The organism is Vibrio hepatarius (genome assembly GCF_011806575.1).
Lineage (GTDB): Bacteria > Pseudomonadota > Gammaproteobacteria > Enterobacterales > Vibrionaceae > Vibrio > Vibrio hepatarius_A.
Genome location: NZ_JAATOO010000009.1, coordinates 50,374 through 75,932 on the forward strand (window position 1 = coordinate 50,374; position 25,559 = coordinate 75,932).

27 protein-coding genes and 2 pseudogenes are annotated in these 25,559 nt (G+C 43.7%); 9 read left to right on the forward strand and 20 right to left on the reverse strand.

Annotation, left to right across the window (positions count from 1 at the left end; translation table 11 throughout):
* Nucleotides 1-5 precede the first annotated feature (5 nt).
* Nucleotides 6-1,334 (reverse strand): MATE family efflux transporter, encoded by a 1,329-nt coding sequence (locus HCZ42_RS08985; protein ID WP_167420378.1) that lies wholly within the window; start codon nt 1,332-1,334, stop codon nt 6-8.
* A gap of 105 nt (nt 1,335-1,439) precedes the next feature.
* Between HCZ42_RS08985 and HCZ42_RS08990 the strand changes: the two genes are divergently transcribed.
* From HCZ42_RS08990 to HCZ42_RS09000, 3 genes are all read left to right on the forward strand, one after another.
* On the forward strand, nt 1,440-2,396 hold the full coding sequence (locus HCZ42_RS08990; protein ID WP_167420379.1) for a LysR family transcriptional regulator: 957 nt from the start codon (nt 1,440-1,442) through the stop codon (nt 2,394-2,396).
* A gap of 138 nt (nt 2,397-2,534) precedes the next feature.
* On the forward strand, nt 2,535-3,158 hold the full coding sequence (locus HCZ42_RS08995; protein ID WP_167420380.1) for a bifunctional 4-hydroxy-2-oxoglutarate aldolase/2-dehydro-3-deoxy-phosphogluconate aldolase: 624 nt from the start codon (nt 2,535-2,537) through the stop codon (nt 3,156-3,158).
* Between the two features lie 259 nt (nt 3,159-3,417).
* Entirely contained in the window at nt 3,418-4,248 is an 831-nt protein-coding gene (locus tag HCZ42_RS09000; protein WP_167420381.1) for an HDOD domain-containing protein, read from the forward strand.
* 201 nt (nt 4,249-4,449) lie between these two features.
* Here HCZ42_RS09000 and HCZ42_RS09005 read toward each other — a convergent pair whose 3' ends face one another.
* On the reverse strand, nt 4,450-5,217 hold the full coding sequence (locus HCZ42_RS09005) for a DUF4344 domain-containing metallopeptidase (RefSeq protein ID WP_167420382.1): 768 nt from the start codon (nt 5,215-5,217) through the stop codon (nt 4,450-4,452).
* A gap of 376 nt (nt 5,218-5,593) precedes the next feature.
* On the opposite strand from HCZ42_RS09005, the gene HCZ42_RS09010 reads away from it, so the two are divergent.
* On the forward strand, nt 5,594-6,649 hold the full coding sequence (locus HCZ42_RS09010; protein WP_167420383.1) for an Ig-like domain-containing protein: 1,056 nt from the start codon (nt 5,594-5,596) through the stop codon (nt 6,647-6,649).
* 70 nt (nt 6,650-6,719) lie between these two features.
* On the opposite strand, the gene nfsA is transcribed toward HCZ42_RS09010, so the two are convergent.
* On the reverse strand, nt 6,720-7,442 hold the full coding sequence (gene nfsA / locus HCZ42_RS09015; protein WP_167420384.1) for an oxygen-insensitive NADPH nitroreductase: 723 nt from the start codon (nt 7,440-7,442) through the stop codon (nt 6,720-6,722).
* 199 nt (nt 7,443-7,641) lie between these two features.
* Between nfsA and HCZ42_RS09020 the strand changes: the two genes are divergently transcribed.
* Together HCZ42_RS09020 and HCZ42_RS09025 are read left to right on the forward strand one after the other, a co-directional pair.
* Complete coding sequence (locus tag HCZ42_RS09020) at nt 7,642-8,283, forward strand: MarC family protein (protein ID WP_167420385.1); 642 nt, start codon at nt 7,642-7,644, stop codon at nt 8,281-8,283.
* Between the two features lie 120 nt (nt 8,284-8,403).
* The gene (locus HCZ42_RS09025) at nt 8,404-9,426 is read left to right on the forward strand and encodes a phospholipase A (protein WP_167420386.1); all 1,023 of its coding nucleotides are present in this window, start codon (nt 8,404-8,406) and stop codon (nt 9,424-9,426) included.
* A gap of 101 nt (nt 9,427-9,527) precedes the next feature.
* On the opposite strand, the gene HCZ42_RS09030 is transcribed toward HCZ42_RS09025, so the two are convergent.
* The 10 genes from HCZ42_RS09030 to HCZ42_RS09075 all read right to left on the reverse strand — a co-directional run bounded on the left by HCZ42_RS09030 (nt 9,528) and on the right by HCZ42_RS09075 (nt 16,873).
* A complete protein-coding gene (locus HCZ42_RS09030; protein WP_167420387.1) occupies nt 9,528-9,671 on the reverse strand; it encodes an adenosine deaminase in 144 nt (47 codons plus the stop codon).
* A gap of 470 nt (nt 9,672-10,141) precedes the next feature.
* A complete protein-coding gene (cspE, locus tag HCZ42_RS09035; RefSeq protein WP_053410397.1) occupies nt 10,142-10,351 on the reverse strand; it encodes a transcription antiterminator/RNA stability regulator CspE in 210 nt (69 codons plus the stop codon).
* A gap of 417 nt (nt 10,352-10,768) precedes the next feature.
* Nucleotides 10,769-11,392 carry a bifunctional 4-hydroxy-2-oxoglutarate aldolase/2-dehydro-3-deoxy-phosphogluconate aldolase gene (locus tag HCZ42_RS09040; RefSeq protein ID WP_167420388.1) on the reverse strand — a complete coding sequence of 208 codons (624 nt, stop codon included), beginning with the start codon at nt 11,390-11,392 and terminating at the stop codon, nt 10,769-10,771.
* Between the two features lie 196 nt (nt 11,393-11,588).
* Nucleotides 11,589-12,347 (reverse strand): GntR family transcriptional regulator, encoded by a 759-nt coding sequence (locus HCZ42_RS09045; protein ID WP_167420389.1) that lies wholly within the window; start codon nt 12,345-12,347, stop codon nt 11,589-11,591.
* A gap of 7 nt (nt 12,348-12,354) precedes the next feature.
* Nucleotides 12,355-13,083, reverse strand: a complete 729-nt coding sequence (locus HCZ42_RS09050) for a sugar isomerase domain-containing protein (protein ID WP_254868921.1) — start codon at nt 13,081-13,083, stop codon at nt 12,355-12,357.
* 54 nt (nt 13,084-13,137) lie between these two features.
* Complete coding sequence (locus HCZ42_RS09055; RefSeq protein WP_167420390.1) at nt 13,138-14,436, reverse strand: PTS ascorbate transporter subunit IIC; 1,299 nt, start codon at nt 14,434-14,436, stop codon at nt 13,138-13,140.
* A gap of 13 nt (nt 14,437-14,449) precedes the next feature.
* Entirely contained in the window at nt 14,450-14,725 is a 276-nt protein-coding gene (locus HCZ42_RS09060) for a PTS sugar transporter subunit IIB (RefSeq protein WP_167420391.1), read from the reverse strand.
* A gap of 5 nt (nt 14,726-14,730) precedes the next feature.
* On the reverse strand, nt 14,731-15,168 hold the full coding sequence (locus HCZ42_RS09065) for a PTS sugar transporter subunit IIA (RefSeq protein WP_167420392.1): 438 nt from the start codon (nt 15,166-15,168) through the stop codon (nt 14,731-14,733).
* Entirely contained in the window at nt 15,165-15,896 is a 732-nt protein-coding gene (locus HCZ42_RS09070; protein ID WP_167420393.1) for a creatininase family protein, read from the reverse strand. The genes HCZ42_RS09065 and HCZ42_RS09070 overlap by 4 nt, the downstream gene beginning before the upstream one ends.
* A gap of 2 nt (nt 15,897-15,898) precedes the next feature.
* Nucleotides 15,899-16,873: a phosphotriesterase family protein gene (locus HCZ42_RS09075; protein ID WP_167420394.1), complete on the reverse strand. Its 975-nt coding sequence runs from the start codon at nt 16,871-16,873 to the stop codon at nt 15,899-15,901.
* 481 nt (nt 16,874-17,354) lie between these two features.
* Between HCZ42_RS09075 and HCZ42_RS09080 the strand changes: the two genes are divergently transcribed.
* A complete protein-coding gene (locus HCZ42_RS09080) occupies nt 17,355-17,522 on the forward strand; it encodes a hypothetical protein (RefSeq protein ID WP_167420395.1) in 168 nt (55 codons plus the stop codon).
* 183 nt (nt 17,523-17,705) lie between these two features.
* On the opposite strand, the pseudogene HCZ42_RS09085 reads toward HCZ42_RS09080, so the two are convergent.
* From HCZ42_RS09085 to HCZ42_RS09105, 5 genes and pseudogenes are all read right to left on the reverse strand, one after another.
* A pseudogene (locus tag HCZ42_RS09085) lies at nt 17,706-17,959 on the reverse strand (hypothetical protein).
* 271 nt (nt 17,960-18,230) lie between these two features.
* The gene (gene sigZ / locus HCZ42_RS09090; RefSeq protein WP_167420396.1) at nt 18,231-18,773 is read right to left on the reverse strand and encodes an RNA polymerase sigma factor SigZ; all 543 of its coding nucleotides are present in this window, start codon (nt 18,771-18,773) and stop codon (nt 18,231-18,233) included.
* Nucleotides 18,774-18,846: 73 nt separating this feature from the next.
* Nucleotides 18,847-19,542: a glutathione S-transferase family protein gene (locus HCZ42_RS09095; protein ID WP_167420397.1), complete on the reverse strand. Its 696-nt coding sequence runs from the start codon at nt 19,540-19,542 to the stop codon at nt 18,847-18,849.
* Between the two features lie 370 nt (nt 19,543-19,912).
* Nucleotides 19,913-20,209: pseudogene (locus HCZ42_RS09100) on the reverse strand (carboxypeptidase M32); the annotation flags it as partial.
* 293 nt (nt 20,210-20,502) lie between these two features.
* On the reverse strand, nt 20,503-20,751 hold the full coding sequence (locus HCZ42_RS09105; RefSeq protein WP_167420398.1) for a hypothetical protein: 249 nt from the start codon (nt 20,749-20,751) through the stop codon (nt 20,503-20,505).
* A gap of 557 nt (nt 20,752-21,308) precedes the next feature.
* Between HCZ42_RS09105 and HCZ42_RS09110 the strand changes: the two genes are divergently transcribed.
* Nucleotides 21,309-22,622, forward strand: a complete 1,314-nt coding sequence (locus HCZ42_RS09110) for a diguanylate cyclase domain-containing protein (RefSeq protein ID WP_368484182.1) — start codon at nt 21,309-21,311, stop codon at nt 22,620-22,622.
* A 78-nt stretch (nt 22,623-22,700) separates the two neighbouring features.
* Here HCZ42_RS09110 and HCZ42_RS09115 read toward each other — a convergent pair whose 3' ends face one another.
* Nucleotides 22,701-24,191 (reverse strand): carboxypeptidase M32, encoded by a 1,491-nt coding sequence (locus HCZ42_RS09115; protein ID WP_167420400.1) that lies wholly within the window; start codon nt 24,189-24,191, stop codon nt 22,701-22,703.
* Nucleotides 24,192-24,400: 209 nt separating this feature from the next.
* On the opposite strand from HCZ42_RS09115, the gene HCZ42_RS09120 reads away from it, so the two are divergent.
* Nucleotides 24,401-25,036: a LysE family translocator gene (locus HCZ42_RS09120; RefSeq protein ID WP_167420401.1), complete on the forward strand. Its 636-nt coding sequence runs from the start codon at nt 24,401-24,403 to the stop codon at nt 25,034-25,036.
* Nucleotides 25,037-25,103: 67 nt separating this feature from the next.
* On the opposite strand, the gene HCZ42_RS09125 is transcribed toward HCZ42_RS09120, so the two are convergent.
* Entirely contained in the window at nt 25,104-25,553 is a 450-nt protein-coding gene (locus tag HCZ42_RS09125) for a MarR family winged helix-turn-helix transcriptional regulator (RefSeq protein WP_167420402.1), read from the reverse strand.
* Between the last annotated feature and the right edge of the window lie 6 nt (nt 25,554-25,559).

Below are 25,559 nucleotides of genomic sequence, written 5' to 3' on the forward strand. Positions count from 1 at the left end.
GAATGTTAATGCGCTAAGCGAACTTGCGCTGAACGGTTAAGTGAGGAAAGCAATTGGCCAAGCAGCAGAATACCTGTGACGCCTAGCCCGATACCGATGCCCGCCCAGATACCACCTAAACCAAATTTTTGCATGAGCAACCAAGCAGCAGGCAAACCAAACAACCAGTAGCCTATGGCTGTGATGATGGTTGGTGCCACGACAATTTTCATACCGCGCAATAGGTTGATTGCGAGTAGTTGCCAAGCATCAACAATAAATGACAACGCGACAACCCAAAGAACCGCGACAAGCAATTTGGTCAACTCAGCGTCGAGGTTAAACATACCCGCGATCAATTCAGGCCAAATCATAAATCCGCCCGCCAGTACAATGCTCAAGGCGGAAGTCAATGTAAAGCTGTTAATCGATGTGCGCTTGATACCTTCGTAGTTATTTGCTCCAAAGTCTTGTCCGACAAGGATGGCGGCAGCTTGAGCAAAGCCGAAGTTGATGTTCCAAGTAAAGCTCAGGCATTGCAAAAGGATCTGATGTAATGCGAGTGCCGCGACACCAATTGTCCCCGCCATTAAAGTGCCACCGTAAATCAACCCGTGCTCTAACAAGGCCGCTAGTGCGATCGGTAAGCCCATTGCCAGTAGAGGATTCATCAGTTTAAGAGTGTATTCCTCTATGTTTAGCCATGGGGCAAAAGACATATACTGTGGGCGCTTAAACACCCATGCACCATAACCTAGCATTACAATCAATGCCGCCAGAGATGTACCTGCGCCTAACCCCGCTAACCCAAGATCCAGTTCGAATGCGAGTCCGTAACTAATCGGAACGTTAAGCATGACCGTCATTAAAGACATCACCATGATCGAACGAACATTGCCAAACGCACTGGTTAATCCACGCAATACAAGTAGCAATAATGAAGGCAGCATAGCCCACTTTAATGTGTCGACGTATTGCATTGCTGGGGCGGCCAACTCAGGCGGTTGGCCTGCGAGCGTAAATAGCTCTGGTACAAAAGCGAAGCTGAACGTCAGAATCACGCTCAAGAATACCGACAACATGACAGCACCTTTTACCGCTAAGCGAATTTGTTGGTTCCCAAATTCTGGCCTAGCGACGCGCTGACCATAAGCAATTGCGATCAAATTAGCCACGCAGCTTACGGTGCTGCTGGCAATAATAAAGATAAATGAAAAGACCGATGCACCCAATCCACCGGCAGCAATCGCAGATACACTTAGTCGCGACATCATCCAGACATCAGTCAGCACTAATGCCATCGCGATGAGTTGTGAAATGATGAGTGGAAATGCCAGAGCGAGAATTTTCTTCATTGTTAGCCTCGTGATCGTTATCACATAAAGGTAAAGGCTAACCGTCTGGTGTTCAAATAACATTTATGCCAATCTAACATGAGTTTAAATCATGTGTAATTAACTATGTCTCCTTATCCTCATTTGCCTTATTCACACAATGCGTTAAAAGTATTTGAATGTGTTGCACGCCTTATGAGCTTTACTAAAGCATCACAAGAACTACACGTGACACAGAGTGCTGTCAGCCGACAGATAAAACAGCTAGAGGATGAGCTTGGTTCACCTCTGGTTATGCGAAAACATAGAGCAATTGAGCTTACGGAAAGAGGCAAAGATCTCTATGAGGTGCTTAGGAAAAATTACACTAACCTCGAGGCGCTAGTGGCTCAGTGGCATACACCTAACAAGAGTCGCATAGTGATAAAAAGTGCACTGAGTTACGCCACGCGTGTACTGTTACCCAAGGTGCTTTGGCTGAATGAAAAATACCCCGAGCATGAGATTGTTATTATTCCTTCCATTGAAGAAGACCCTGTTTTGGAATCTGAAGATTGTGATTTGCTGATCATCAATACCAGTCAAGGAGAGCGATATGCAGGCAAACCGGGAGTAACGTTTCTACGACATGAGTACATGGCTCCGGTGTATTCTGAGCTACTTTCAAGTCGTGATATTCAATTGCAAGATGTCCTCAACTTGCCACATTTACACGCGACGCTGGATCATCAAGATTGGAAGTTGTGGCTAAAAACCTCGGGTATAAAAGGGGTAAAGAAAGGTCGTGATACGGTTTTTTATAGTCTGGATATGGCGTTAAGTGCGTGTTTGGCAGGGCAGGGTGTCACAGTAACGGATCTATTATTGGTTCTGCCTGAAATTAAGCGGCAGTTCCTTAAGTGCCCAAACAATACAGCACTGCAGCACAGTGAGTGGCAGTATTATTGCTATCAAAAACGACGCTCTGCCATTACCGATGAGTTGCTTGCTTGGCTAATGAGTCAGACAGAAGCTGAGTTGCATGAGCTAGAACGCTTATGTAATAAGTTTGACTGGAGCCACCAGGGAGTGACGCTGCGTTAACGCAGTTAACGTAAGTCATTCGCCTTATATCAGCGAATGAGCGTTAGTAAACTGCTGGCAACTTTGAGCCTTACCACTTGTTCTGTTAACGTTTCCAATAAGCGAACAAAGAACAGCGCTCTATAAAAAGGAATAAAAATGAAAGACCTAGATAAATTGCTATCCGAAATTCAAGTCGTCCCTGTTATCGCGATTAAGGATGCCAACAAAGCGGTGAAGCTGGCGCAAGTGCTGATTGACAATGGTCTACCATGTGCAGAGATTACCTTTCGTACCGACGCGGCATTGCAGTCGATAAAGAATATTCGAGATGCATTCCCGGATATGCTTATCGGCGCAGGCACGGTGCTCACAACCGAGCAAGTTGACCAAGCGATATACGCAGGTGTTGATTTTGTCGTCAGTCCAGGTTTGAATCCTACAACCGTAAAGTACTGTCAGCAAAGACATGTTCCAATCATCCCCGGTGTGAACAACCCAAGTCTTGTAGAACAAGCAATGGAGTTGGGACTATCCACGTTAAAGTTCTTTCCAGCAGAGCCATCGGGTGGAGTCGCAATGCTCAAAGCCCTAACCGCAGTTTACCCTGTGAAATTCATGCCAACAGGCGGTGTATCACCAAGCAACGTAAAAGATTACTTGTCGGTTTCTGCTGTTATTGCGTGTGGCGGTACTTGGATGGTTCCGAGTGAGTTGATTGATAATGAGCAATGGGATGAACTAGCAAAACTAGTCCGAGAAGTCGCAGGTGTGATTGCGTAGAGCGCTTAACTTATAGCAATACCGATAAGAAAAAATGCTTTATTTGCGAGTAAATAGCATAGTGGAAAGAGACAAAGACTGCTCCTGTATTTATCAAGTAAGATTAACTTCTAACTAAACTTTTCTATTACTAATAGTTCTGAACTATAGTTAATTCACCGCCCTTGAGATTAACCTCTAAACCTTGAACTACATGGGAAAGAGAAAACGGGCTGGCATCAACTAAAGTACTGTTTGGTATAAGAAAGGAGATTTCCATATGAGTCAAGTCTCATTATTATCGCGTCTTAATGAACTACCACGCATACAAAAAATTTTACAAGAACTGCTCGATATGGTTAATCAAGAGGAAGTGGATTTTGAGCAGTTATCAAAGAAAATTTCAATGGATCAAGTCTTAAGTGCACGCTTACTGAGAATGGCCAATTCCGCCTATTTTGGTGGTAACAAAACCATTTCTTCGGTAAATGATGCACTGCTAAGGGTGGGCACTGGGCCAGTAAAAACCTTGGTTATCGCATCAGTACTATCGAGCGCTTTTCCAAACGTCAAAACTCTAGATCTAAACCAATATTGGGAAGATACTTTCGAAATATCGGTTATTTCGAGTAAACTTGGTGCCGCGAGTGGACTTGATGCCAACGAGGTGTTCACCGCGGGAATGCTCCATAATATTGGCGAATTGATGATTCATACTTTAGTGCCAGAAGAGGCATTGGAAATTGCTCGGCGAGTGGAGCAGGGTGCAGACCCTATTGCCGTGCAAGAAGAGATTTTAGACATTTCAGCACCATCTCTTGGCGCTAAATTGGCTCGCTCTTGGAAGTTTCCAGATGACATGGTTGATGCTATTGAGCATTACCATGAACCACGAGAAGCGGATGTTTCACCGACATTGGCATCCACGTTGCACTTTGCACGTGCGATCCACCAAGACTGGGATCGTTTAGACACTGAGTTGATGAAAGCTAACTATTTGGCTGAACATCCAGACTCGCGACTTTTGCATATTTCCGCTCAATTTTCCGAGGTGATTGATAAATTCCGTGGCAATGGGCGTGAACTTGCTTCTCAGATGGTTGCTGTGTAAGTTGCTTAAATTAGAGCGATAATGTGTATTATTAAAAATTCTATTAGTTTAGACAACATCTGTCTTACAGTTTATAAAAAAGAGAACTCCCTATTTTTATTAAAGATATTGAATTAGTAATAAAAATGGGGAACTCTCTTTTCTTGCCCATTGAGTTTACCCAAAACTCTGGTCATCATATTGCCTCTCATGCTATGAGTGTTACTTCTTGACCGACAGGTATTGATGCCAATTTTCATTGATTATTTCAAAGTTGCTCACGCAAAAATCTTTTCTATCCCCTAAATAATGATCTTCAACTTCATCCAATAAATACTGATATTTTTTAGGATTACTACCGTAGACTAAGCAGAGCGTGGAAAAATAACGTTGTAGATCAAAGCTATGCTCGTCGGCGTAGTCACCCATCTCGTAGTAATTTGGTCGCTCTTCAGACTGAGACTCAAAAGCAAACATGTCGGCAGCGCTGATCGCCACGTCATCGCCGTTTTCGATATAGTTCAATAGAATAATGGTCGCGAAGTTATCTACCGCATCCTCTTCTTTACCTAGCACTGGAATGCGTTGATCTTCTATATAAGCGTGGCCTGCTTCGTGCAGCAATGTATGCAGTAAAGCATCCGTTGCGCCATCTTCTGCGGACTTACCGTATTTCTCTTCATAGCCGTGTTTCGAAAAGTAGTCATGGGATTCGAGATAGAAACTATAAGGAATGTGGATAGAGTGATTCTCTGGGTCATAATACGGACCCTCAGAACTACCATACTGAACACGTAACCTCCGATTAAAAGGGAAGTACTGGCTCGATAGTTTAGTAAAAGTCTGATTTATTTCGCTTGCTTTGATGATTGACGCAGTCTGCTGCTCTTGTGCGGTTTGCGGTTTTTGCATTTCTATTGTTATACCACCTTTGGCAAAGACCTGCCCCGAACATGCGAAAAAGATAAATAGCGTAGTTATTTTTTTCATTTTTTCCTCGTCACGGATTCTTACTATTTATTGATGCTAGTTGCTATTTTTTCTCTATATGTCCTGTAAGTAAAGCATAGACTTCATCCACTTTTGTTAATGATTGTCTCTTCATTCTTTACGGAATGTCATTCATATTTTTAAGGTTAACTTGTGTTGTATTTGCTAGTTCGCCACCTCGCTAAACTATTAGCCGTCATGCTATCAATTCTTTATTTAACCGAGAGTACCTTCCTTTTATTGGGGCATTCGGTTTATTGATTGTGCCTAATATATTGTTTTTGCTCTAAGTGGTAGTGTTCATAGTGTGGCCGCTCTATTAAACAAAAAAGTAATAACTAGTCAGTCACCCGTCCTTTAAAAGGCATATTTAGTCATGAAACAGTCGTTGTACAAATCAGTGGTTGTAGCTGCAACCACGTTGTTTATATCCGCATGTCATTCAGATAATCCAAATGATCCGCCGCTATCTGTTGTAGATATCACCACAATCGAAATTACCGCACCTATAACTAATATAAAGAAAAGTGAAAATGTACAATTAGCTGCAAAGGGGGGCAGTGGTAGTGGGCAAGTGGTGGAGCTTACAGGAGAAGTTGAATGGCTTAGTACTGATCCAGATTCAATCAGTATTGATGATAATGGTGTGGCTTCAGGTCTACAAACAGGATCTGCGACAATCACTGCATCAATAAATGGGATTGTTAGCAATGAAATTTCCTTAACGGTTTTGCCAGCGCAGCTAAGTGAAATCCAAATCTTGCCGTCATATTTATCTCTTATCCAAGGTAAGCAGCGCCAGCTGAGTGCGCTTGGTCTATACGATGATGGGACAACGGCTGATATCAGCGCGTCCGCTGAGTGGCAAAATGATAATGAAGCTACCGCGACCGTGAGTGAGTCTGGTCTGTTGACGGCATTATCCGAAGGTTTAGCGTTAATCAATGTAAGTGTGGACGGTATTGTAAGCACGCCGACAACGGTCAAAGTGTGCCAACTAAAAGATGAATGCATAAGTGTGCTCGATCAGGAAGGGAAGCGTTTTAGCTCTTCTCCTAGTGAACCTTTGATGACCTCTTTGGGCTATAGCCAATATGACGGTACTATCACCGAAACGGGTGTAGACGGACCCGATGGTGAGTTTGCAACTTTTACTCATGAGAATGCCGTAGCGTGGTGTAGATTCCTTGCGTCACAGCAATATGAAAACAGAAGTAATTGGCGCCTAGCATCGCGAAATGAACTATTGCAAGAGTTGTATGGTGAATATGGCAGCATGTATTCAGCTGAAGGATGGCCTGCTAGCCGTGTTTATTGGTCCAATACTGCAGATGGCTCTATGTATTACAATGTTGCGCTTAATGATGGTTTTAGCATCTCGGACTTCCCAACACGCAGTGTTTACGCGTCTTGTGTGTCGATAGCTGAATAAATGTGCTTTAAATGAATCAGCCCGACGTCTACCGGGCTGACTCTAATTGGGTACTGAGTAAATCTTGCTACTAACGTTTCAACAGCCCTTTGCTGTTTAAGTAAGGCAGAATATGTGGGCGCGACTCTCCCGCCAATTTTGTTGTCACTTCCTGAGACCAAGTGCTTTGCTTTTGATTGCTTGAACGGTTTGAGTAGTAATCGTGCATGGTCTGGTCGTATCGCTTGATATCGTCTAGATCGAGCTGTTGGTATTGGTTTTCATGCACAACCACGTGCGCTGGTAAGCGGGGCTTAACTTCCGGGTCTTGATCTGGGTGACCCAGACACATACCGAACAAAACCGCGGTGTTTTGTGGTAATCCTAGTAGTTCGTCGACGTGCTGCGCGTTGTTGCGTAACCCACCAATGTATACTCCGCCTAAGCCCATAGATTCCGCAGCGAGCAGGCAGTTTTGCGCCATAATGCCGGAGTCAACTGCGCCTATGAGTGTCAGCTCAGTGAAGTCGGCTTGTACCTGTGGATTGATGGTCGCGTGGCGCTGATAGTCGATGCAAAACACCAAGAACTCAGCAGCAGAATCAACATACGCCTGGTTGCCCGCATACTTGGCAAGTTGTTGACGCTTCTCTTTGTCGGTGACTCGAATGACCGACACGACTTGCAGCATGCTGGATGACGATGCGGCAAGGCCTGCCTGCAAAATAGTATCTAACTGTTCTTTGTCGATAGGTTGAGCGGTAAATTTGCGAATGGAACGGTGACCTAACATGGTTTGGATCGTGCTGTTCATGACGACTAAAATCCTTCTTATTGTTATCTTAATGTGACGCCTCACCATAACGGCATTTTCAGGTAGGGTAAACCATCTCAAAAGCAATAATTGTCAAATTTAGCTTGCATAGTTGCCGTAAATAAGCCGCCAGCCACCACTTAGTCTTCCTCGTAGGTATACACTTCTAATAACCAGCAACAGCCGAGTGGGCAACAATATGAAAGAGCTGATTATTCATACCGTCACGGTGTTTATGGGGTTCTTTGCCATTATGAATCCGATCGCTAATACACCGATTTTCTTGAGCTTGACCGCTGATGAAGACAGAGAAACGGTGCGTTCTATCGCATTTCGCTCGGTGCTCATCGCCTTTATTATCGTCGCCATCGTTGCTATCTCAGGAAAACTAATCTTTTCACTGTTTGGTATCACTCTGTATGCCTTGCGAGTGACAGGTGGGATCTTAGTGTTTTTGATCGGATTTCATATGTTGTTTGGTGATACCAGTCACCAGCAGACGAAAGAGAAAGCTAAGTCGCCCGCTCAGCAAAAAGCGGCGCTTAGTATCGCGGTTTCGCCACTTGCGATGCCAATCTTAGCAGGGCCTGGGACAATCGCGACTGCGATGAACTTCGCCACCACTGGTGGGTTTAACGAAACGCTTGTCACCATTGTTTCGTTTGGTGTGCTTTGCTTTGTTACCTACTTGCTGTTCTTATTTGGCGACAGGATTGTTAAAGCTGTTGGCCCGAGTGCGTTGAGCGTGGTGACAAAAATGATGGGGTTGATTCTTGCCGTCATTGGGGTGCAAATGTTACTCGAAGGTATCGCAGAAGCAATTAAGACAGGTTTTTTCTAGGCAAATACAATGCTTGGTGAATGAAATTAACGGCATGTTAACATTGTAATTGCAAACTTGATAAACAAGCTGAAGTAAAATCACAGCGTTCATAACAAGAAGAAGATAAGGGATCTAAGTATGTGGAAAGTGTCTAGCATATCAGTATTGGGGCTGTTAACGGCTCCGATGACAATGGCTGAAGATTTAAGTGCTAGAGATTTATGTTTGCTTAAGGCGATTGAACAGAGTAGTGGGAGTGAAACCATCCAAGAGCTCCGTCAGCAATGTGAGCTGGAAGCGGTCACTCAAATAAAACCAGTCGACCCCGTCGCTAATCCAGAGATGGCAGAGGAAAACTTAGTCGACAAACGTCTCGAGTCAGAAAAGCAAACCGCATTTGAACCTTTTAGTTTGGTGGCGCATCGTGTCAACTACATCTTGCCGTTTACATATAGTGACCGTGCCAATAAACGCGCTTACGCTGAAACCAAATATGGCGATGAACTGCGCAAAGAAGAGGCCGAGTTTCAGATCAGCTTTAAAGTCCCGTTAAACTATGATGATTTGTTGTTTGATGGCGATGGCTTGTTCTTTGGAATGACGCTTAAATCGTTTTGGCAGGTGTATACTGGGGCTGCATCGCGCCCATTCCGCGAGACTAATTATCGTCCGGAGTTCTTTTATTACACGCCAACCGACTGGCAACCGTTTGATGGCTCGACCTGGTTGGGTTTTGGTATTGAACATGAATCCAATGGTCAGAGACAAGACTTATCGCGTAGTTGGAACCGAGTGTATGCCAACTTGACCTTCGCAAAGGATAACTTTGCGATTGCGATACAACCTTGGTGGCGCATACCTGAAGATGACAAAACCTCACCAGACGATCCTAGTGGTGATGATAACCCAGACATTGAAGACTACATGGGGCACTTTGAGTTGACCAGTGCTTACAAATGGGATGAATATGAGTTTACATTTGTGGGACGAGAGAATTTCAAAACGCACAAGGGTTATGCTGAAGTTGGCGTATTATTTCCTATCTGGGGAAAACTTCGAGGGTACGCGCAATACTCGACTGGATACGGAAAGAGCCTAATTGACTACAACCATAACCAGCAACGTATAGGCATTGGTGTAGCTATTAACGGTGTACTGTAATTTATTGCAATAATTAAAATAATATCGGTGGCGTAAATATTATTTTAATTCGTACATAAATCAGTTTAATAACCCCTGAGTTTGGTGAACTATTTACCGGATTAGAGTTCGTATAATTTATCAAACTCTCTTTGAGCTAAGATATCTTCAATCTTCTTTCTTGTCTCATGAGCCGTTGGCGCCTTTGGCTCTTGAGCCTTTTTCTTTGGGCTTTTTGCCGTCACTTTTTGAGTTTTTTTGCTCATGTTTCCCTGCCTTCTGATTGGATAACAAAATAAATATTAGGCTTAATAAATCTTAAATGTTCCTAATTTAGTTCCTTCGTCAGACAATATATCACCTTGGTTGCTTTTATCGCAAAAGCTAAAGTGGATAGAAGAATAATTTGTTGTCATTCTGGGGTGAATGTGGCGTTTTAATATATCGCTATTTAGCTGATTTATTTGCGATGACCATTGTGTGTTTTGCTGTGATAAGTCGAAATCAATTCTATACATTTGTTTCCTTTTTTTGTTGTGTGTCTTTATCGCGCATTAGTTGATACCAATGTCGTTGGCGTGTTGTTCTTCTGGACATAATTTTCCTATGGATGTGTAAAAGCAGCCGTGAGAGGAGGTGGCTAAATGAAAAGTGTTGGGTAGTTAAGTAAGGGTGGTAAAACGAAAGGGAAGAAGGAGGAAGTTGGTGTGGTGAAAGCTCACCACACCAGAATATCTTAAAGCGCAGTTACGTTAGCAGCTTGTGGGCCTTTTTTGCCCTGCTCAACGTCGAAGCTAACTTTTTGGCCTTCAGCAAGAGTTTTGAAGCCTTCAGAAACGATAGAGTTGAAGTGTACAAACACGTCAGCGCCGCCGTTGTCTTGAGTGATGAAACCGAAACCTTTAGTTTCGTTGAACCATTTAACTGAACCAGTTGTTTTAGACATAGATACCTCTATATAAATAAAATTTAAAATAAAGCTGATAACAAAAGCTATTTATGAATTATGAAGAGAAGCAATCGCAGGAGCTAAACGAAAGGTATCGAAAGGTAACTGAGAGAAGACTTTTACTTGTTTTACATACATAGCTCGTTTGTAAGAGCTACGAACACTATACACGTTGTTTCGATAATCACCAGAGTTATTTTTACTTTTATGAAATTTATTTTTTTGACGGTCTGCCAATTTACTCGTTAGGCTGGTGGATCACGGCTGATACATTATGTGATCCAAACACAAGGCTGAGCTTAGCGCTGACTAAACTTGCCCTGTCATTTGTCACCCATTAACTGTGGACCAGTGCCGACGCAAACTCACCGTGAACAAAAGCGTTTGCACCATCACTTGGCCAATTACATATTATTAGTTGATGATGTTTGCCACGTCCGCGACGAGCTCGCCGAGTTCCTCCCACCGTTCTTCGTCAATCAGTTTACCGGGAACCATCCAGGTTCCGCCACAAACTAATACACTTGGAACCGCTAGGTAGTCTTTAACGTTTTGTGGATTAACGCCGCCAGTGGGCATGAATTTTACTGGGTATACCGCAGACATGGCTTTCAGCATGCCCAAACCACCAGATGGTTCAGCGGGGAAAAATTTCAGTGTGTTTAAACCCATTTCCATCGCTTGTTCTACTAGGCTAGGGTTATTAACACCCGGTACTATGTCGATACCTTTTTGTTGGCAGTATTTTACAATTGTCGGGTTCAAGCCAGGACTAACAATGAAATTTGCTCCTGCTTCGATTGCTTGATCAACTTGTGAGCAGGTCAAAATAGTGCCTGCGCCAATGAGTAGGTCTGGATAGGCCTGACGCATCGCTTTGATTGCTTGAGGCGCTTGTTCGGTACGAAACGTTACTTCAGCACAAGGCAATCCATTTTCGATAAGAACTTGCGCTAACGTTGCCGCTTTAGCCGCATCCTTAATCGCAATCACAGGTACAACTTTAATTTTTTCTAATCGGGTATTTAAGTCCGTCATAATAATATCCTTTTACCTAAGCTTCATTCGTTTTGAGAAGCGTTAATATCCAGTTTGCATTGCTTTTCTCGTCAATAATTCATTGAGATAGAAACTGCGGATGCGAAAAATGACCGACAATAAATGATATTGTCGGCTTAGCTGTATGACTGATTGTTAAGTGGTTTTAATCAGAGCAGATAATGATTCTAACGGGTTAGTTTTTGTGGAAAGAGATCCGGCAACTCAACCCATCGCTGTCATTATCAATACGCTTTTTCGCATCAACGATCAGAGAGAAAGAGGTGGCTCGGCAGCGGGTGTTTGAATACACCAACACGTTGCCGCTTACGTCTTTCGCTTTTCTCTGAATGCTGGCAAATACTTCTGGTTTATCTAAATTGAATAATGCCAATTCGATGTTCGTTGGAATGTAATGGTCAAATCGATCCTCAACGGTTACAGGAGCTATCCCATAGAACTTCCTTAACTGTGCATAGAGAGGTTCGTCAAAGTGCAGGGCAGAAATGTCAGGATATTCTTGGCCGTTGATATAGGTTTCAACAAAGCCTAATAGCCCATCTTCCGCAATCACTTTATGATCGATCTTAAACAAAGGCGTTCCAATAGAGACGTTCATCGCCTCTGAAACGGCAAGTTCAGCGTTAGTTGGGACGATAGAAATGATCTCAGATGTCATATTATCTTCGTCTAGGTAACCAGAGAAAAAATCTGGTATATCTTGAAAACATACAGAGACGGCATCCTGATTTACATAGGTGCCTTTTCCTTGTCTACGATACAGTAGACCATCCTCAACTAACGATTCTATAGCCTGTTTAACCGTACCACGGGCAACGCCGAATTCAGAGGCGAGCGATAACTCGCCTTCGATTTTGTCTTGATACACCGCGGAGATCACTCGATCCCTAATCTCGTTTCTGATTCTGATGTACAGTGGAATATCAGGGTCCATATTACTCCTACAAATAATGGATCTGGCTCTTATATAACTCAAAGATATTTGAGTTGATTCTATCATTTCCGTCGAGATTTGCACTGGCCAAAACAGGAGGCGTTACTCCCATTTCTAGGAGCTTTTCTGCCACCGAGACAACAATACTGTTTGCAATTGCAGCGCCGATGATGGTTGAAGTAGGCGCAACCTTCTGTGCGAGTCCTTCAATCTTTACCGAAGCATCACCATAATCACCGGCATTATCAATCACGAAATCGGCTACCTCATGCAGCAGTTTGCCACTGGTATGCTTTGACGTAATTTGTCGAGCGGTTTCCATACTGGTAATTGCAATGACGGTTGCGCCTTTCTTTTTGGCGGTTAGCGCAACGTCTAGAACAATCGGGTTTCTTCCGGATACAGAGTGCACCAAAATCACATCACCTGAGCCAAGGGGCGATGAGTCTATGAGCTGGCATCCAAATCCTTCTACGAGTTCGAATCGGCTTGTCAAAGTGACAGGTTTTACGTCTAACGCGAGTGCTGGGGTGAAAATCGGATTAAACGTCGCGAGCCCACCGGCACGGTAAGTGAGCTCCTCAGTGATAATCCCAGCGTGGCTGGCACCAAACGAAAACGTGGAATGTCCTTTGCTGAGTTTGTCGGCGATAAGTGCAGCCACTGTCTGCACAATGTCGTGCTGTTCTTGTAGCTGATCCAGTTTGATTTTGACGGTGTCGATATATTGTTTCATTGCTTGGGGCATGTTTAGCAAGCGGGCGATATTGCTACCTCCCGTCTCCATAGGTTATAGGAACGTTTTGGACAGAAGGTGAACAAGCGGAGCCAAAATAAACATATCGGAATCACCGGCCCACAAAGCTGTATCAGGAATCGTGGTGTTAATTAGGTAACGGACACAAAGGAACTGTCCCCAAGAAACCACAGTTGCGGTTAAGAAGCCCGCCAATAACGCGCCTTTGTATCCACCCGTGCTGTTGCCAAACACGCCCGCGGTACCCGCATGGAAAAACAAAACGATCATCGAAGGAACAAATACGTAACCTGTCGTATTACCAATGATGGTTAACCAGAATATCGCGCCGACAAAGCTACCGACGAAACCAAGAACAACCCCATTCTGTGAACATGGAAATACGATAGGGCAGTCCAGCGCTGGTTTGGCATTGGGTACAACTTTATCTGAAATGCCTTTGAACGCCGGCACCATTTCGCCAATGAACATGCGAACACCAAGTAGTACTACGGCAATCCCCCCCGTGAACAACAAAGACTGTTTGAGAGAGTAAATGTAGAAGCTAAGGTCGCCTGATTTTGACAGTATCTCTGCAGCTTTTGGTGTGCCTTTGATTTGAATGATGAACGTACCGATGTAGAACAACAGCAACATTGTCAGAGCAGTAACGACGTTCGAATCTCGCAGAAAGCCTAATTTTTCAGGAACTTTCACTTCCGACGCGTCGATTTTGTTTTTTGCGAAGACTTTGCCGAATATCGCTGAAAGGATCGCAACAGAAGCCGACGTGTGACCAAGACCAACGTTGTCGTTACCCGTCACTTTGCGCATAAATGGCTGAGTGATCGCTGGCTGAAGCGTCCAGTAAACGCCCATTATCACCGCAATAAACAGAGTGAGCTTCCAACCTGCGACGTCTGGCACAGTATTCACAGCGATACCCGCGAATACCATTGTGGTCCAAAACATCATATGACCTGTGAGATAAACGTACTTAAACGACGTGAAACGAGCGAGAATCAGGTTAATTACAAAGCCAATCGCCATCGCCATTGTTACTGATGAACCATAAAGCGAAATAAACGACTCTTGACCGATAATATCGTTGAGCGACGCTTTTTCTAGGCCAAATACTTCGGTCCAAATTGGCTCGAACGTTAATAGAGCACCGATAATGATCCCTGCGCCAGCACCAATAATTAGGAAACCAAGTATTCCTTTTAGTGTGCCGACTACTGTGTCAGAAAATGATTTTTTCTGTAACACCAAACCCATCATGACGATAATACCGATGAGGATAGATGCTTCACCAAATATATTGGTGGTGATCCAACTTATTACATCAATCATACCCACTCCTTAATTAAAACAGCCCGCTTTTGTTTAGCGCAGTTTTGATTTCTTCTAAATTGAGGTAATCATTCACCTCAATAACCGGGCAGCCACAGCCTGACAAATTATCAATGAACTCAGAATTCGTAATTATAAGATCGGCTGAGACTGAGCGAGCAGATGAAACATCCATATGTTCAATTTTGTAGTTTGAAATACCAAACTCGGACTTGAGTACAGACTCGACGTTCATGCTTAGGATTAATGATGTGCCCATACCTAAACCACATACAGTTAATATTTTCATTGCGTTTATTCCTTGATTGAATTGAGTAGCTGGCATGCTTGTTCAGCAGTTTGAGCTTCTCGAAGCAGATCCATCATGTTTGGTGTTGATAGAGCGCCAGTGAGATTGCGAATGTTTTCGACGTGGGTATCTTTGTCGACAGCAGACATACCGAAGATCAGTGACACTGGGTCATGTTCTTCGTGTCCAAATGAAATCGGCGTGTCTAACACGATCAGGGCGAACCCTGATTTCAGAGCTCCGTCTTCTGGTCGAGCGTGCGGCATGGCTAGGCCCTCTGTTAGCACCCAGTAGGGACCAAACTCGCGAAATACGTTCAGCATTCCTTGTGTGTACGCTTCTTCCACTAAGCCAGAGTTAACCATCAACGCGCCTATCGCTTTGATTGCCTCTTCTGCATTGTCTACGTTGATACCAACATTGATTGCGTCTTCAGTGATCATTTACGGATTCCTTTGAAATCAGTGATTATTTGGATTGCCGCTTCAAGTGAAGCTTGCACTAATTTTTCCCCTTTCTCGGCTGACGCTTTGGTTGGGTCACCCAGCACTGCTGTGTTGCTGAATTCGGTCCAATGGAAAGGCACGGAACTAAAGTGAGGGGGGAACTCAGGATAGTTCGCTTGTGCCGAATCCAAATCGACGCTGTCGGGGATGAGATAACACGCCAGGCTGGTTTCGATCTCATCCGCGTGCATAAAACTAGGGTGGGGTGACGCCGACTCTTGAAGCTGTAACGCGATATTTCGCGTACCTGGCCAAGTAATAGAAATCAACGTTACTCCCTCTGCTTTGAGAGCTCTTGCTGCCGTTTTCATCGCATCAAAATTGCCAAAATGTGTGTTGATTACCGCTAGCGTATCAACGCCATATTCGCGCATATTTCGAGCGATCTTCGTCAGCAGTTCTGAAAGCAGCTCTGTCCCGATATCGATGGCGCCGGCAAAGTGCTGTAGAGACCAAACCTGACCAAATGGAATCGTTGGTAACAGTACGGTTTCTTCGCCGAAATGTTGGTCGATACGCTTAGCAAATTCAGTCGCGAGCAAGGTATCTGTTGCCAAAGGTAAGTGGTTCCCATGTGGTTCAGTGGCACCAAGTGGCAAAAGCGCGACTTTTGCTTCACTTAACAACTTGATCGCTTGCTGCTCATTACATACTTCAAGTTCCATGCTCACTCCTTCATCGCGAAATAGCGTTGCGGGTTGAGAACAAAGAACTGATGAATTAGCGCCTCACCATCTAGACCAGCATCATTCGCTTCTTCAATAAATCTTGGCGCCCAGTGAGTGAGAAGGTTGGCCATGCCCAAACCGCCAAGGCCGTAATGGGCAGACATTGATTTACGCGCAAAATCGCCACCAATTAGGATTTGCTCTTTGAATCCAGCCTTAACCAAGGTGATCAGTGCCTCTGAGCGAATGTGCTCTGGGAAATACTTGATTCGGTTCGCACCATCGAAGCCAAGGAAAGCGCCACTTTTTCCTGCTTGCTTTAACAGCCAAGGATCTGGGTTTCTATCAAGGTGAGCAAAACCGACTCGGCTCATATCCATACCTAATTGCTTGAAGATCGCGATTTGCTCCAGCAGCATGGTGCCCATTTCCGTGTGGCTGTGTAACGGTGCGCCAGTTTCCATCGAGGCATTTGCAATCACTTCCATTGTTTTGCGCTCTAGAGGATGGATCTGGTTGTATCCGGTTCCGCATTTCACCACGCCAGCTCTGTGCGTGGTGCCCTCAATGCCTTCTTCGACTTCAGCAATGACATTTTCTGTCAGCTTAGCGATGGAGTTTGACTCGACATATTCTTGGAAGGTTTGTGCTGTGGCTGGCTTTTGGCTTGTCCACAAGAACCCTTTGTTAAAACCTGTTGTGCCGATGATTTGTAAGCCAGCTTGCGCACCCAATTTGGCGACGGTTTCAATTTGTCTTCCGTAGTCCGGTGCGGTTGCATCGTAAACGGTGGTAACGCCAGCCGCTTTGAAGTCGACAAGCTCTTGAAGGGACGCATCAGGATCATCGAGTAGCAAATCTGTTTCACCTTTGCTTTTCCAGTAAGGGGGAATACAAAAAATGTGGTCGTGAGAAGAGGTCACCCCTAGATATGTCGCTTCAATATCACCATGCAGTGTTCGTACTTTTGCCATGCTTTTTCTCCTGTACTGTTGTGAAAGTCATATGATTTTATGTCTTGTTGTATGGTTGACTATATGACTAGTCATTTAAACATTGCACAATTTGAGTTTCGTGGTGATTTTTTGATCGATAATTGTGATCAAAGGGGCAAAATAATGTAATGCAGACAGTTGTAAGCGTTTTTTTCGTTGTTGTGGTGTAGGTGATTTCTGAAGTTTAAGAAGTTGTTTAGGAGAGCTCTTAGGAAGTTGGCAATTTACTCACGCAAGCTTTTGCGTAGACCACGATTATTCACCCTATTTGTGACTATTCATCGTCCGTCAAGGTCAACAAATGCAATCAGTTCCAACGTCGCAAGCATGCTAAGCAATTTGTAACAATCGTAACGGGAGCGACGTTAATAAATGCCGCCGTTGGGAACAGCGTTATGAGTAACATAAACAAAGATTTGACGGTTGATTGTGAGCTTGGTGAAGATGCACTTCTGTTCGAATGGTGCTACAGCGGGAGTTAGGTGGGTTTGCTGTTCGCCGTTCATTACCAACAAGCGAAGAAATGGGCTTATATGTGGTGCACGGTCGTTTACGTGCTAAAGACACCGATATGCCAGAGCATTCTCTGGTTGTCTTGGATAACCCTCAAGGTGTAGTTATCCATTAAAACAAGACTCCCGTATCGCTTTTTGGTGGTGATAAAGTTGGGCCACGTTGTATTGATCGGAACTTCGTTTCTAGTCGTAGAGAACGGATTAAGGAAGCCAAAGCCGATTGGACTTAAGGTTGCTTTGCGAAAATTCCCAGTGATGACAAGGAGTTTATCCCTCTACCTTAACAATTACGTTTTTTACACCACGGCGATTTGCATTTTCGTCAACCTAGATAGCATCGTCTCACGTCGAAGGTCGAGTATTTCATCGATCAGCTTTTGTTTGGCATTTAAGCCGAATGCTCGGCGTAGTTATTGATTTTGACCACTTCGTCAGCGTGTAGGCGGTAGACTTCGCTTTTTAAGCGCGTTTTTACTTCACTTTTTATTAAACCCTGCTGTTGAAGTAACTGAACGATCTTCTCGTCTTTCGGGTGATTCTTTTGTCCCATTTCAATCTGTTAGCGTTGTTCAAATTGCGAAGAGAGCCTACTTGTCGAGTGTGACAAGTTAATACACAAAAGGGCCGTTTCTTGAACATGGTAGGAGAGTTGGAACAAATTGGAGGCTAGGGCTAATACTGCTTATAAGGTTTCATCCTTGAAGCAAGAAGTTATAGATATCACACTATTGTGTGTAGCTTGGGAAGTATAACCACACGCGATATCGGTTTGATGTGACATGTCCAAGTAAACCAGATTCAGTAGCCATAACTAATACACCTTAACAACCCGTGCAAGTCTTCTTTTTAGTGTGGTAGTCCATCACTTGACCTTGGCTATCAATGGAAAATGAACAGCATTCATCAAACAGACCAAACAGTGCTTTTCGGCTCTTTTGCACTCTGGATTTAAGTGTTGAGTAATTAACTCCTATTTTTTCAGCAAACTCTTTTTTAGTTAACCCGTTTATCTCTATAGCTGTTAACAAATCAGCATCCTGTCTGGGTAATGCATTGATAAATGGAATAATGCACTTAGATAGTTGTTGTAACACCTTTTGTTCTGGCTCTGTGTACGAAAACTCATATTCAGAGATATCACTGTCAACTTTGCGCCGCCGATAAAAATCAATAATGGTATTGCTGGCAATCTGGAACAACCAAGGCTTGATCTTCTTGTTGTCACGTAATTTTGGCAGGCTTTTGTAGGTCTTGATTAATACCTCTTGAAGCACATCTTCTACGTCATTTGGGTCAGAGATATTTTTATGTAGAAAGCCTTTAAGGCTACTTTCATATTCCAACCATACTTTATCAATATCCACAATCGCATTCACTCATCAGTTACGGGCATAGGTAAATAGAAGTGCCAATCAGGGCAGTTCTATGGCTAAAATATTAAGCGCAACCTTTGCTGGAGTTACATTCTGCACTCAGTACATCCTTGCCCTCTCCGAGATAGGTATTAGTCAAGTAAACGTCCATAAACTTCTCTATAAAGTACGGCGACACTGATTTATCAGACAGACCAGTATCAAGTAAAGCTTTCTGCCACGATTGAGATTTGGGCAAACCATATAGGCAGTCGTAACCAGTATGTTCTTTAACAATAGCAGCGCGATGCAGTAAAGGTAGCCAAGCGATATCAACCTTGCTTAAGACATCAGTCTTAAAGAACTTCGAATTGCTTGAAAGTTTCTTTTCAACTTTTTCAAATGCGGCTCTGAATTTCTTCATTCGATATTCGAAAGTTGTCTTGTCTCTGCTGCTCATTGTTCCGCATTGAGCCAGATAATTTTTTGACCCCAAGTAACTCCAAGCTCGATCTAATGCACGCTGTTCGTTGGAAACATCCTGTTCTAGCGGCCCATATTCATCTTCAATAAACTCAATAATTGCATCCGACTCAAATAAAAACGTTCCATTCTCAGTCAGCAGTATAGGTACTTGGGCATTTGGTGATATATCAAGGAACCACTGCGGTTTGTCTTGCAGATTGATGTACTCAATTTCATATGAGATCTGCTTCGCCTCAAGAGTGGCAGTGACTCGTTGTACAAATGGACAGATCTCAAAGCTAATGACTTTTAACATTATGTTGCCTCCTCACTTAGGTTATAAGGCTCACACTAGTAAGACGAGGGGATATCAAAAAAGACGAAAAAATTTTTGTAAAGAAATGAAGCTGAAGAAATGACATAGAAACTGTATGCCCAGCTTCACCGTACTAAATGCTTATGTAATGGAAGAAAATGTCCAAAACCGTACAGAATTGGCACCTCACCAAGTGGTGCCAATTTGCTATTTGAGCACTAAAAATTATCTGAAAACGGGATTCAAGTTAGTTAACTCTAATGAGCTTCTGTCTAAAAACGACTTAGCCTAATCAAAGACGCATTGCCTGAAAGACATCGGCAATCAGGCAAAAAAACGTCAAATTCATCAAAGCTGCTTGAGCGTTGTTTAGGTAATGACGTCTCAAATGCTCTTTGAAATACGTAGCGTTAAGCGTTTCACCAGTCGCTAGTTTCACCAACTCGTCAGTCGTTAGCAGGCTGCCTTGATTACAGATATTGTCAGAAAGCCAAGTGAAGATAGGGGGTAAATCACCAGACTGGATCGCTGAGTCTACATCCACGCTTTGCTTCATTGACGCCATAAATTGAGCGGCATGCATCGCACCTAACGTGTAACTCGGGAAGTAACTAAATGCGCCGTCTGTCCAGTGTATATCTTGCATACAGCCATTCTTAAAGTTGCCGATGTCCTAAAATATGATCACCAAGTTATGCTCGCAGATTTGTTGGTTTTCAATGCAAAACAGACAGATTTAATAGTGGATTAAACATTTGAAGGTTGTGTAAATCCTATCCTTTACCGATCATTCTTTGTAACGGCGGGCAAGATATCGTGCTTGAACCGTGGGGCAACATAGAGTCAATTGAGTACGTACTAGGTTAGCAACTTTCGGCTCGTTAATTAACCAATGTACGGTATGTGAATGTAATAACTCACGTTGATTTGGTAAAAAGCTTGTATGAGTCGTTCATCAGTTTATAAGGTTTTGACTTGAGTCAACCTAGATAGCATCGTCTCACGTCGAAGGTCGAGTATTTCATCGATCAGCTTTTGCTTGGCATTTAAGCCGAAATGCTCGGCGTAGTTATTGATTTTGACCACTTCGTCAGCGTGTAGGCGGTAGACTTCGCTTTTTAAGCGCGTTTTTACTTCACTTTTTATTAAACCCTGCTGTTGAAGTAACTGAACGATCTTCTCGTCTTTCGGGTGATTCTTTTGTCCCATTTCAATCTGTTAGTGTTGTTCAAATTGCGAAGAGAGCCTACTTATCGAGTGTGACAAGTTTATGACTAGTTCAGCCCTGAATATGCTGCGTTTCGAAAATGGGAGGAAAGTGGTAAAGAAACAGAAAGCCGCGCCATCTCTGCTTTAACCTATATTGAATTTTCTTGTTAATTAGAAAGTTTTCATGAAGTCCGCGATGGCCTTTATCTGTAACAACAACTTCACGATATCTAAGCATAGTCAGCACTTATTTCGCTTCGTTTTTCCTAAGTGATAGCTAACTGCAAGAGTTTTCTTTCCCGCTCGCTGTCACGCCACTACCTTCGCCCTTAATCCATCTATTTTCTGCCATTAAGTCATACAGTTTAGTCGCAATCATCTTCACCTACGCAATTTGAGGGTTGTGAACTAAACGCCATACTTTAAAGATAATTATCACCATAAATTCAGTTATTTGGCCAAATATGTCTAATATATAGTTATGAATCTAAATTCGAGAAAAGGCTAAGATATTTGTGTTGCTAAGGACATACAAATTCAACCTTTGGTATTTCACTGTGTTGACGATAGCGTACTTCTTGTTTTCTTACACAGTCATTAGCTTGGTCAGCGATAAATTTGTTGATAAGCAAGTGCAACAAGTAAGAGAAGAAGTGCAGCATGAACTAGCGTTGGTTCGACACAGTATAGAGGCCAATGTTTATCGAGATACATTTCTTGCTGATGGCTTTGCTTCGTTTGTGGCACTAAACCCTGATCTCGCCATCAAAAACTGGCATGTGATGTCTGAGCAATTTTTATCCAAATCAAGCTTGGTAAGAAATATAGGCATAGCCCCAAATGACATTATCTCTCACGTTTATCCTTTAGAGGGAAACGAAAAAGCAGTGGGGTTAGATTTTCGTACCATCCCTAACCAGTACAAAGCTGTGCAGATAGCTAAACAAAGCAAGAAAGTGCATATCACCGGACCACTAGAACTCGTACAGGGAGGCAGGGCACTTATCGTTAGGTACCCAATATTCACTGATATTCCAAATAATAATGAATATTGGGGAGTATTCAGTGTCGTCTTGAACTATGACAAGCTAATTGAAAAATCAAACCTTCGCACTTTGAAAGGTGTCGACATTGCTCTCGTGGCTAATCAACATGATCAATTGATCGAAGGAGATGCAAGCGTTTTAACTGAGTATGATGTTACTTATCCTATCTATTTGCCCAATGGCAACTGGACGCTGTTTGCTAAATATACCGATTTTGATGAAATCGAAAGTATAGGCTGGTTTCGAACTCTCTTTAGTGCGCTTGGTTGGATGACATTTATCGTCATCTATATCTTAGTTTTATTTCTAATCAACAACTATTTTCATGTTCATCAACTCTCGTTACATGACGAGTTGACAAAATTGCCTAATCGTCGTTATTTGTTCAATGAGTTGGACCGCATCATGTCAAGAAAAGGCTCTTCGGTTCAATTTACCGTTTTAAATGTTGATTTGAATAAGTTTAAGGCAATTAACGATTCGCTAGGGCATGAAGCGGGCGATGCGGTTTTGAAACACACCGCGTCATTACTCACTCGGTGTTTACGCTCTTCTGATTTTGTTTCAAGAGTGGGTGGTGATGAGTTCGTTGTAATTTTGCAGCGCACAACAAAACCTGAAGACGTCGAACAGGTTATTCGCAATATTCACTCTTTTATAGAATACAATGTGTTACGTTGGAACGGGCATAGGATATGGCTATCAATCAGCGTTGGTTATTATAGTTATATCGGCAAAGCAGACCCAACAGCAATTAATGACATTCTGTCAAAAGCAGATAAAAGTATGTATCAAGAAAAGCGCGCTTGTGAACCAGCGGCATGACGCGAGATAAGAGAGGATTCATATTGCCTGAAAGACATCGTCAATCAGGCAATTAACCACCTAACTTAGCTAGATTGCTTAAGCATTGTTTAGGTAACGGTTTCTCAAATGCTCTTTGAAATACGTTGCGTTGAGTGTTTCCCCCGTTGCTTGCTTCACCAACTCATCCGTAGTGAGTAGGCTGCCTTTACTCCAAATATTGTCAGAGAGCCAAGTGAAGATAGGGGTGAGATCACCAGATTGGATCGCGGAATCCACATCCACGCTTTGCTTCATCGATGCCATAAATTGCGCCGCATACATCGCGCCTAATGTGTAACTCGGGAAGTAACCAAACGCGCCGTCCGTCCAGTGAATATCCTGCATGCAGCCATTTTTATAGTTGTCTTTGGTCGACAAACCCAAATAGCTTTGCATTTTTAGATCCCACAGTTCAGGTATATCTGTGTGCTTGATTTGGCCGTTGATCAGATCGCGCTCTATCTCATAACGCAAGATAACGTGCGCAGGGTAGGTGAGTTCGTCAGCATCCACACGGATGAAATCTTTCTTCACGCGTGTATAGAGCTTTTGAAAGTTATCCTGTGAGAACAGTTTTGCATCGTGGCCAGTGAAGTGTTGACCTGCAAGACGTGCTAAATGCGCGATAAAAGCATCGTGTCGACCAACCTGCATTTCAAAGAACAGCGATTGTGATTCGTGAATACCCATAGAGCGTGCTTCGCCCGATGGTAAACCCGCGAGTGACTTTGGTAAACCTTGTTCGTAACGAGCGTGACCTGTCTCGTGTACGATCCCCATCAACGACTGTACAAATTCTTGCTCATCGTAACGCGTGGTGATGCGTACATCACTTGGAACGCCGCCACAGAATGGGTGAACGCTTTCATCGAGTCGGCCGTGCTCAAAATCAAACTGCAAAAGCTTCATTACGTCTAAACCAAGCGCTTTCTGAGTCTCGCTTGGGAAACGGCCTTGCGGCGCAATGAATTTTTCTGCAGATTGTTTTTCGATCGCTTGGTCGATCATCTCTGGAAGCCAGCTTTTCACATCGCTAAACAGTACGTCTAGAGACGCAGTTGTCGTACCAGGTTCATAGATATCAAGCATTGCGTCGTAAGCAGAAAGGCCAGTGGCTTCTGCACGAATCTGCGCTTCTTCTTGAGACAGCTTAACCACTTCCGCCCAGTTCTTCTCAAAACCTTGCCAGTCGTTTTGACCGCGCTGTGTGCGCCATGCATGCTCACACTTAGAACCAGCTAATGACTTTGCCTGCACGAGTGATTCCGGCAGAACGTTCGCTTGCAACCAAGTGCGCTTGAGCTCACGCAATGTCGCGCTGTCTTGGGCGTTTAGTGATTCTTGCTCGGCTTCAGCAAACCAATCTGCTAACTGTGGCCGTGTTTGCAAGCTGTGCATGTGAACAGACAACTCTGCCATCGCCTCTGATCGAGCTTGGCTGCCACCACTTGGCATCACGGCCGCTTGGTCCCAGCCACAAATCGCGGCTAGGTGTTGAAAATGAGAAAGTTTTTGAGAGTGTGCTTTGAGTTTTTCGAATGCGCTCATGTGTCGCCTTCCATGACTATAGAGAAAACAAAAGTTTACCAACGCTGCATGAGCTTACCAAGTCATTCGCGAAGAAATTGTCGCGGCTTAGTGTAAAGCGCATGAGAAGGCGAGGTTTTAAGGGGATGATGAAATAAATTTGATTGAAATGCCTGTGTAAATATGACAATAAAGGATCAGTTTTATCTTTTTGCTTGGTGGATGTAAGCGTGATACACAATTTTGAAGCGTTTTTGATCGCGATAACCATACTGACGTTAACTCCAGGGTTGGATACGGCGTTGGTGATTCGTAATTCTTCCCGTGGTGGATTCACCGACGGTGCCGTCACCAGCTTGGGTATTTGCCTAGGCTTGTTTGTCCACGCGACTTTTTCTGCGATTGGTATTTCAGCCATTCTTGCTCAATCGGCAGAACTGTTCCATTTGGTTAAGATGGTGGGTGCGGCGTATCTGATTTACTTGGGTTTAACGACGTTGCGAGGCTTGTGGAGCAACCATACAGCGCCTCAAGCTTCGACAGGCTCGGTAACTCGCCATGAGTTCAGCTTTTCTCGCTCAATGCGAGAGGGTTTTTTGTCTAATGTCCTAAACCCAAAAACGGCGGTGTTCTATCTTGCTTTCTTACCGCAGTTTATCAATCCGGAAGGCTCCGCGTTTTTGCAGTCGACTTTAATGGCGGCGATTCACTTTGTTATCGCGATGGTGTGGCAATGTGGTCTAGCGGGCGCATTAACTTCGGCGAAAAACTTACTGAAAAGTGCGCGTTTCATGCATTGGATGGAAGGCACAACCGGTGTGGTGCTGGTGGGGCTCGGCGTTAAGTTGATGCTGGAAGATAAGTAAGCAAATTGGGGTATCCAACCTAACAAAAGAGCGACGATGACGTCGCTCTTTTACTATCTATGGGAAATTACTTGGTGAGTGTTGCCACTGACTTTCTCAGCGCGTCCAGTGTTTGGCAAAGGTCGCGATATTGCGTCGCGGTTAAGCCATCAAGGATTTGTGATTCCCACTCCATTGCACGCGGAACGATGTGCTGGTAAAGGTTCAAGCCTTTCTCGGTTAGCTCAATTTTAGACGCGCGCAAATCGTTTTCTGATTTGGTGCGCTTGATGAGCGCTTTGTCTTCGAGAATGGTTAACGTGCGTGACACTTTCACTTTGTCGAGCTTAGTGATTTCGGATAGGTCACGGGCAATCACATTTTCACGCGCTGCTAAGTTGGCGATGATTCTCCACTCTGAGCGGGTAATACCAAATTCTTTTTTGTACAGAGTTGCGAGGCTTTCTGATACCTGTTCGGAAGTCTGTATCAATTTGTAAGGTAAGAAGTTGTCTAGTGAAAATGCAAATTGTCCCATGTTCCC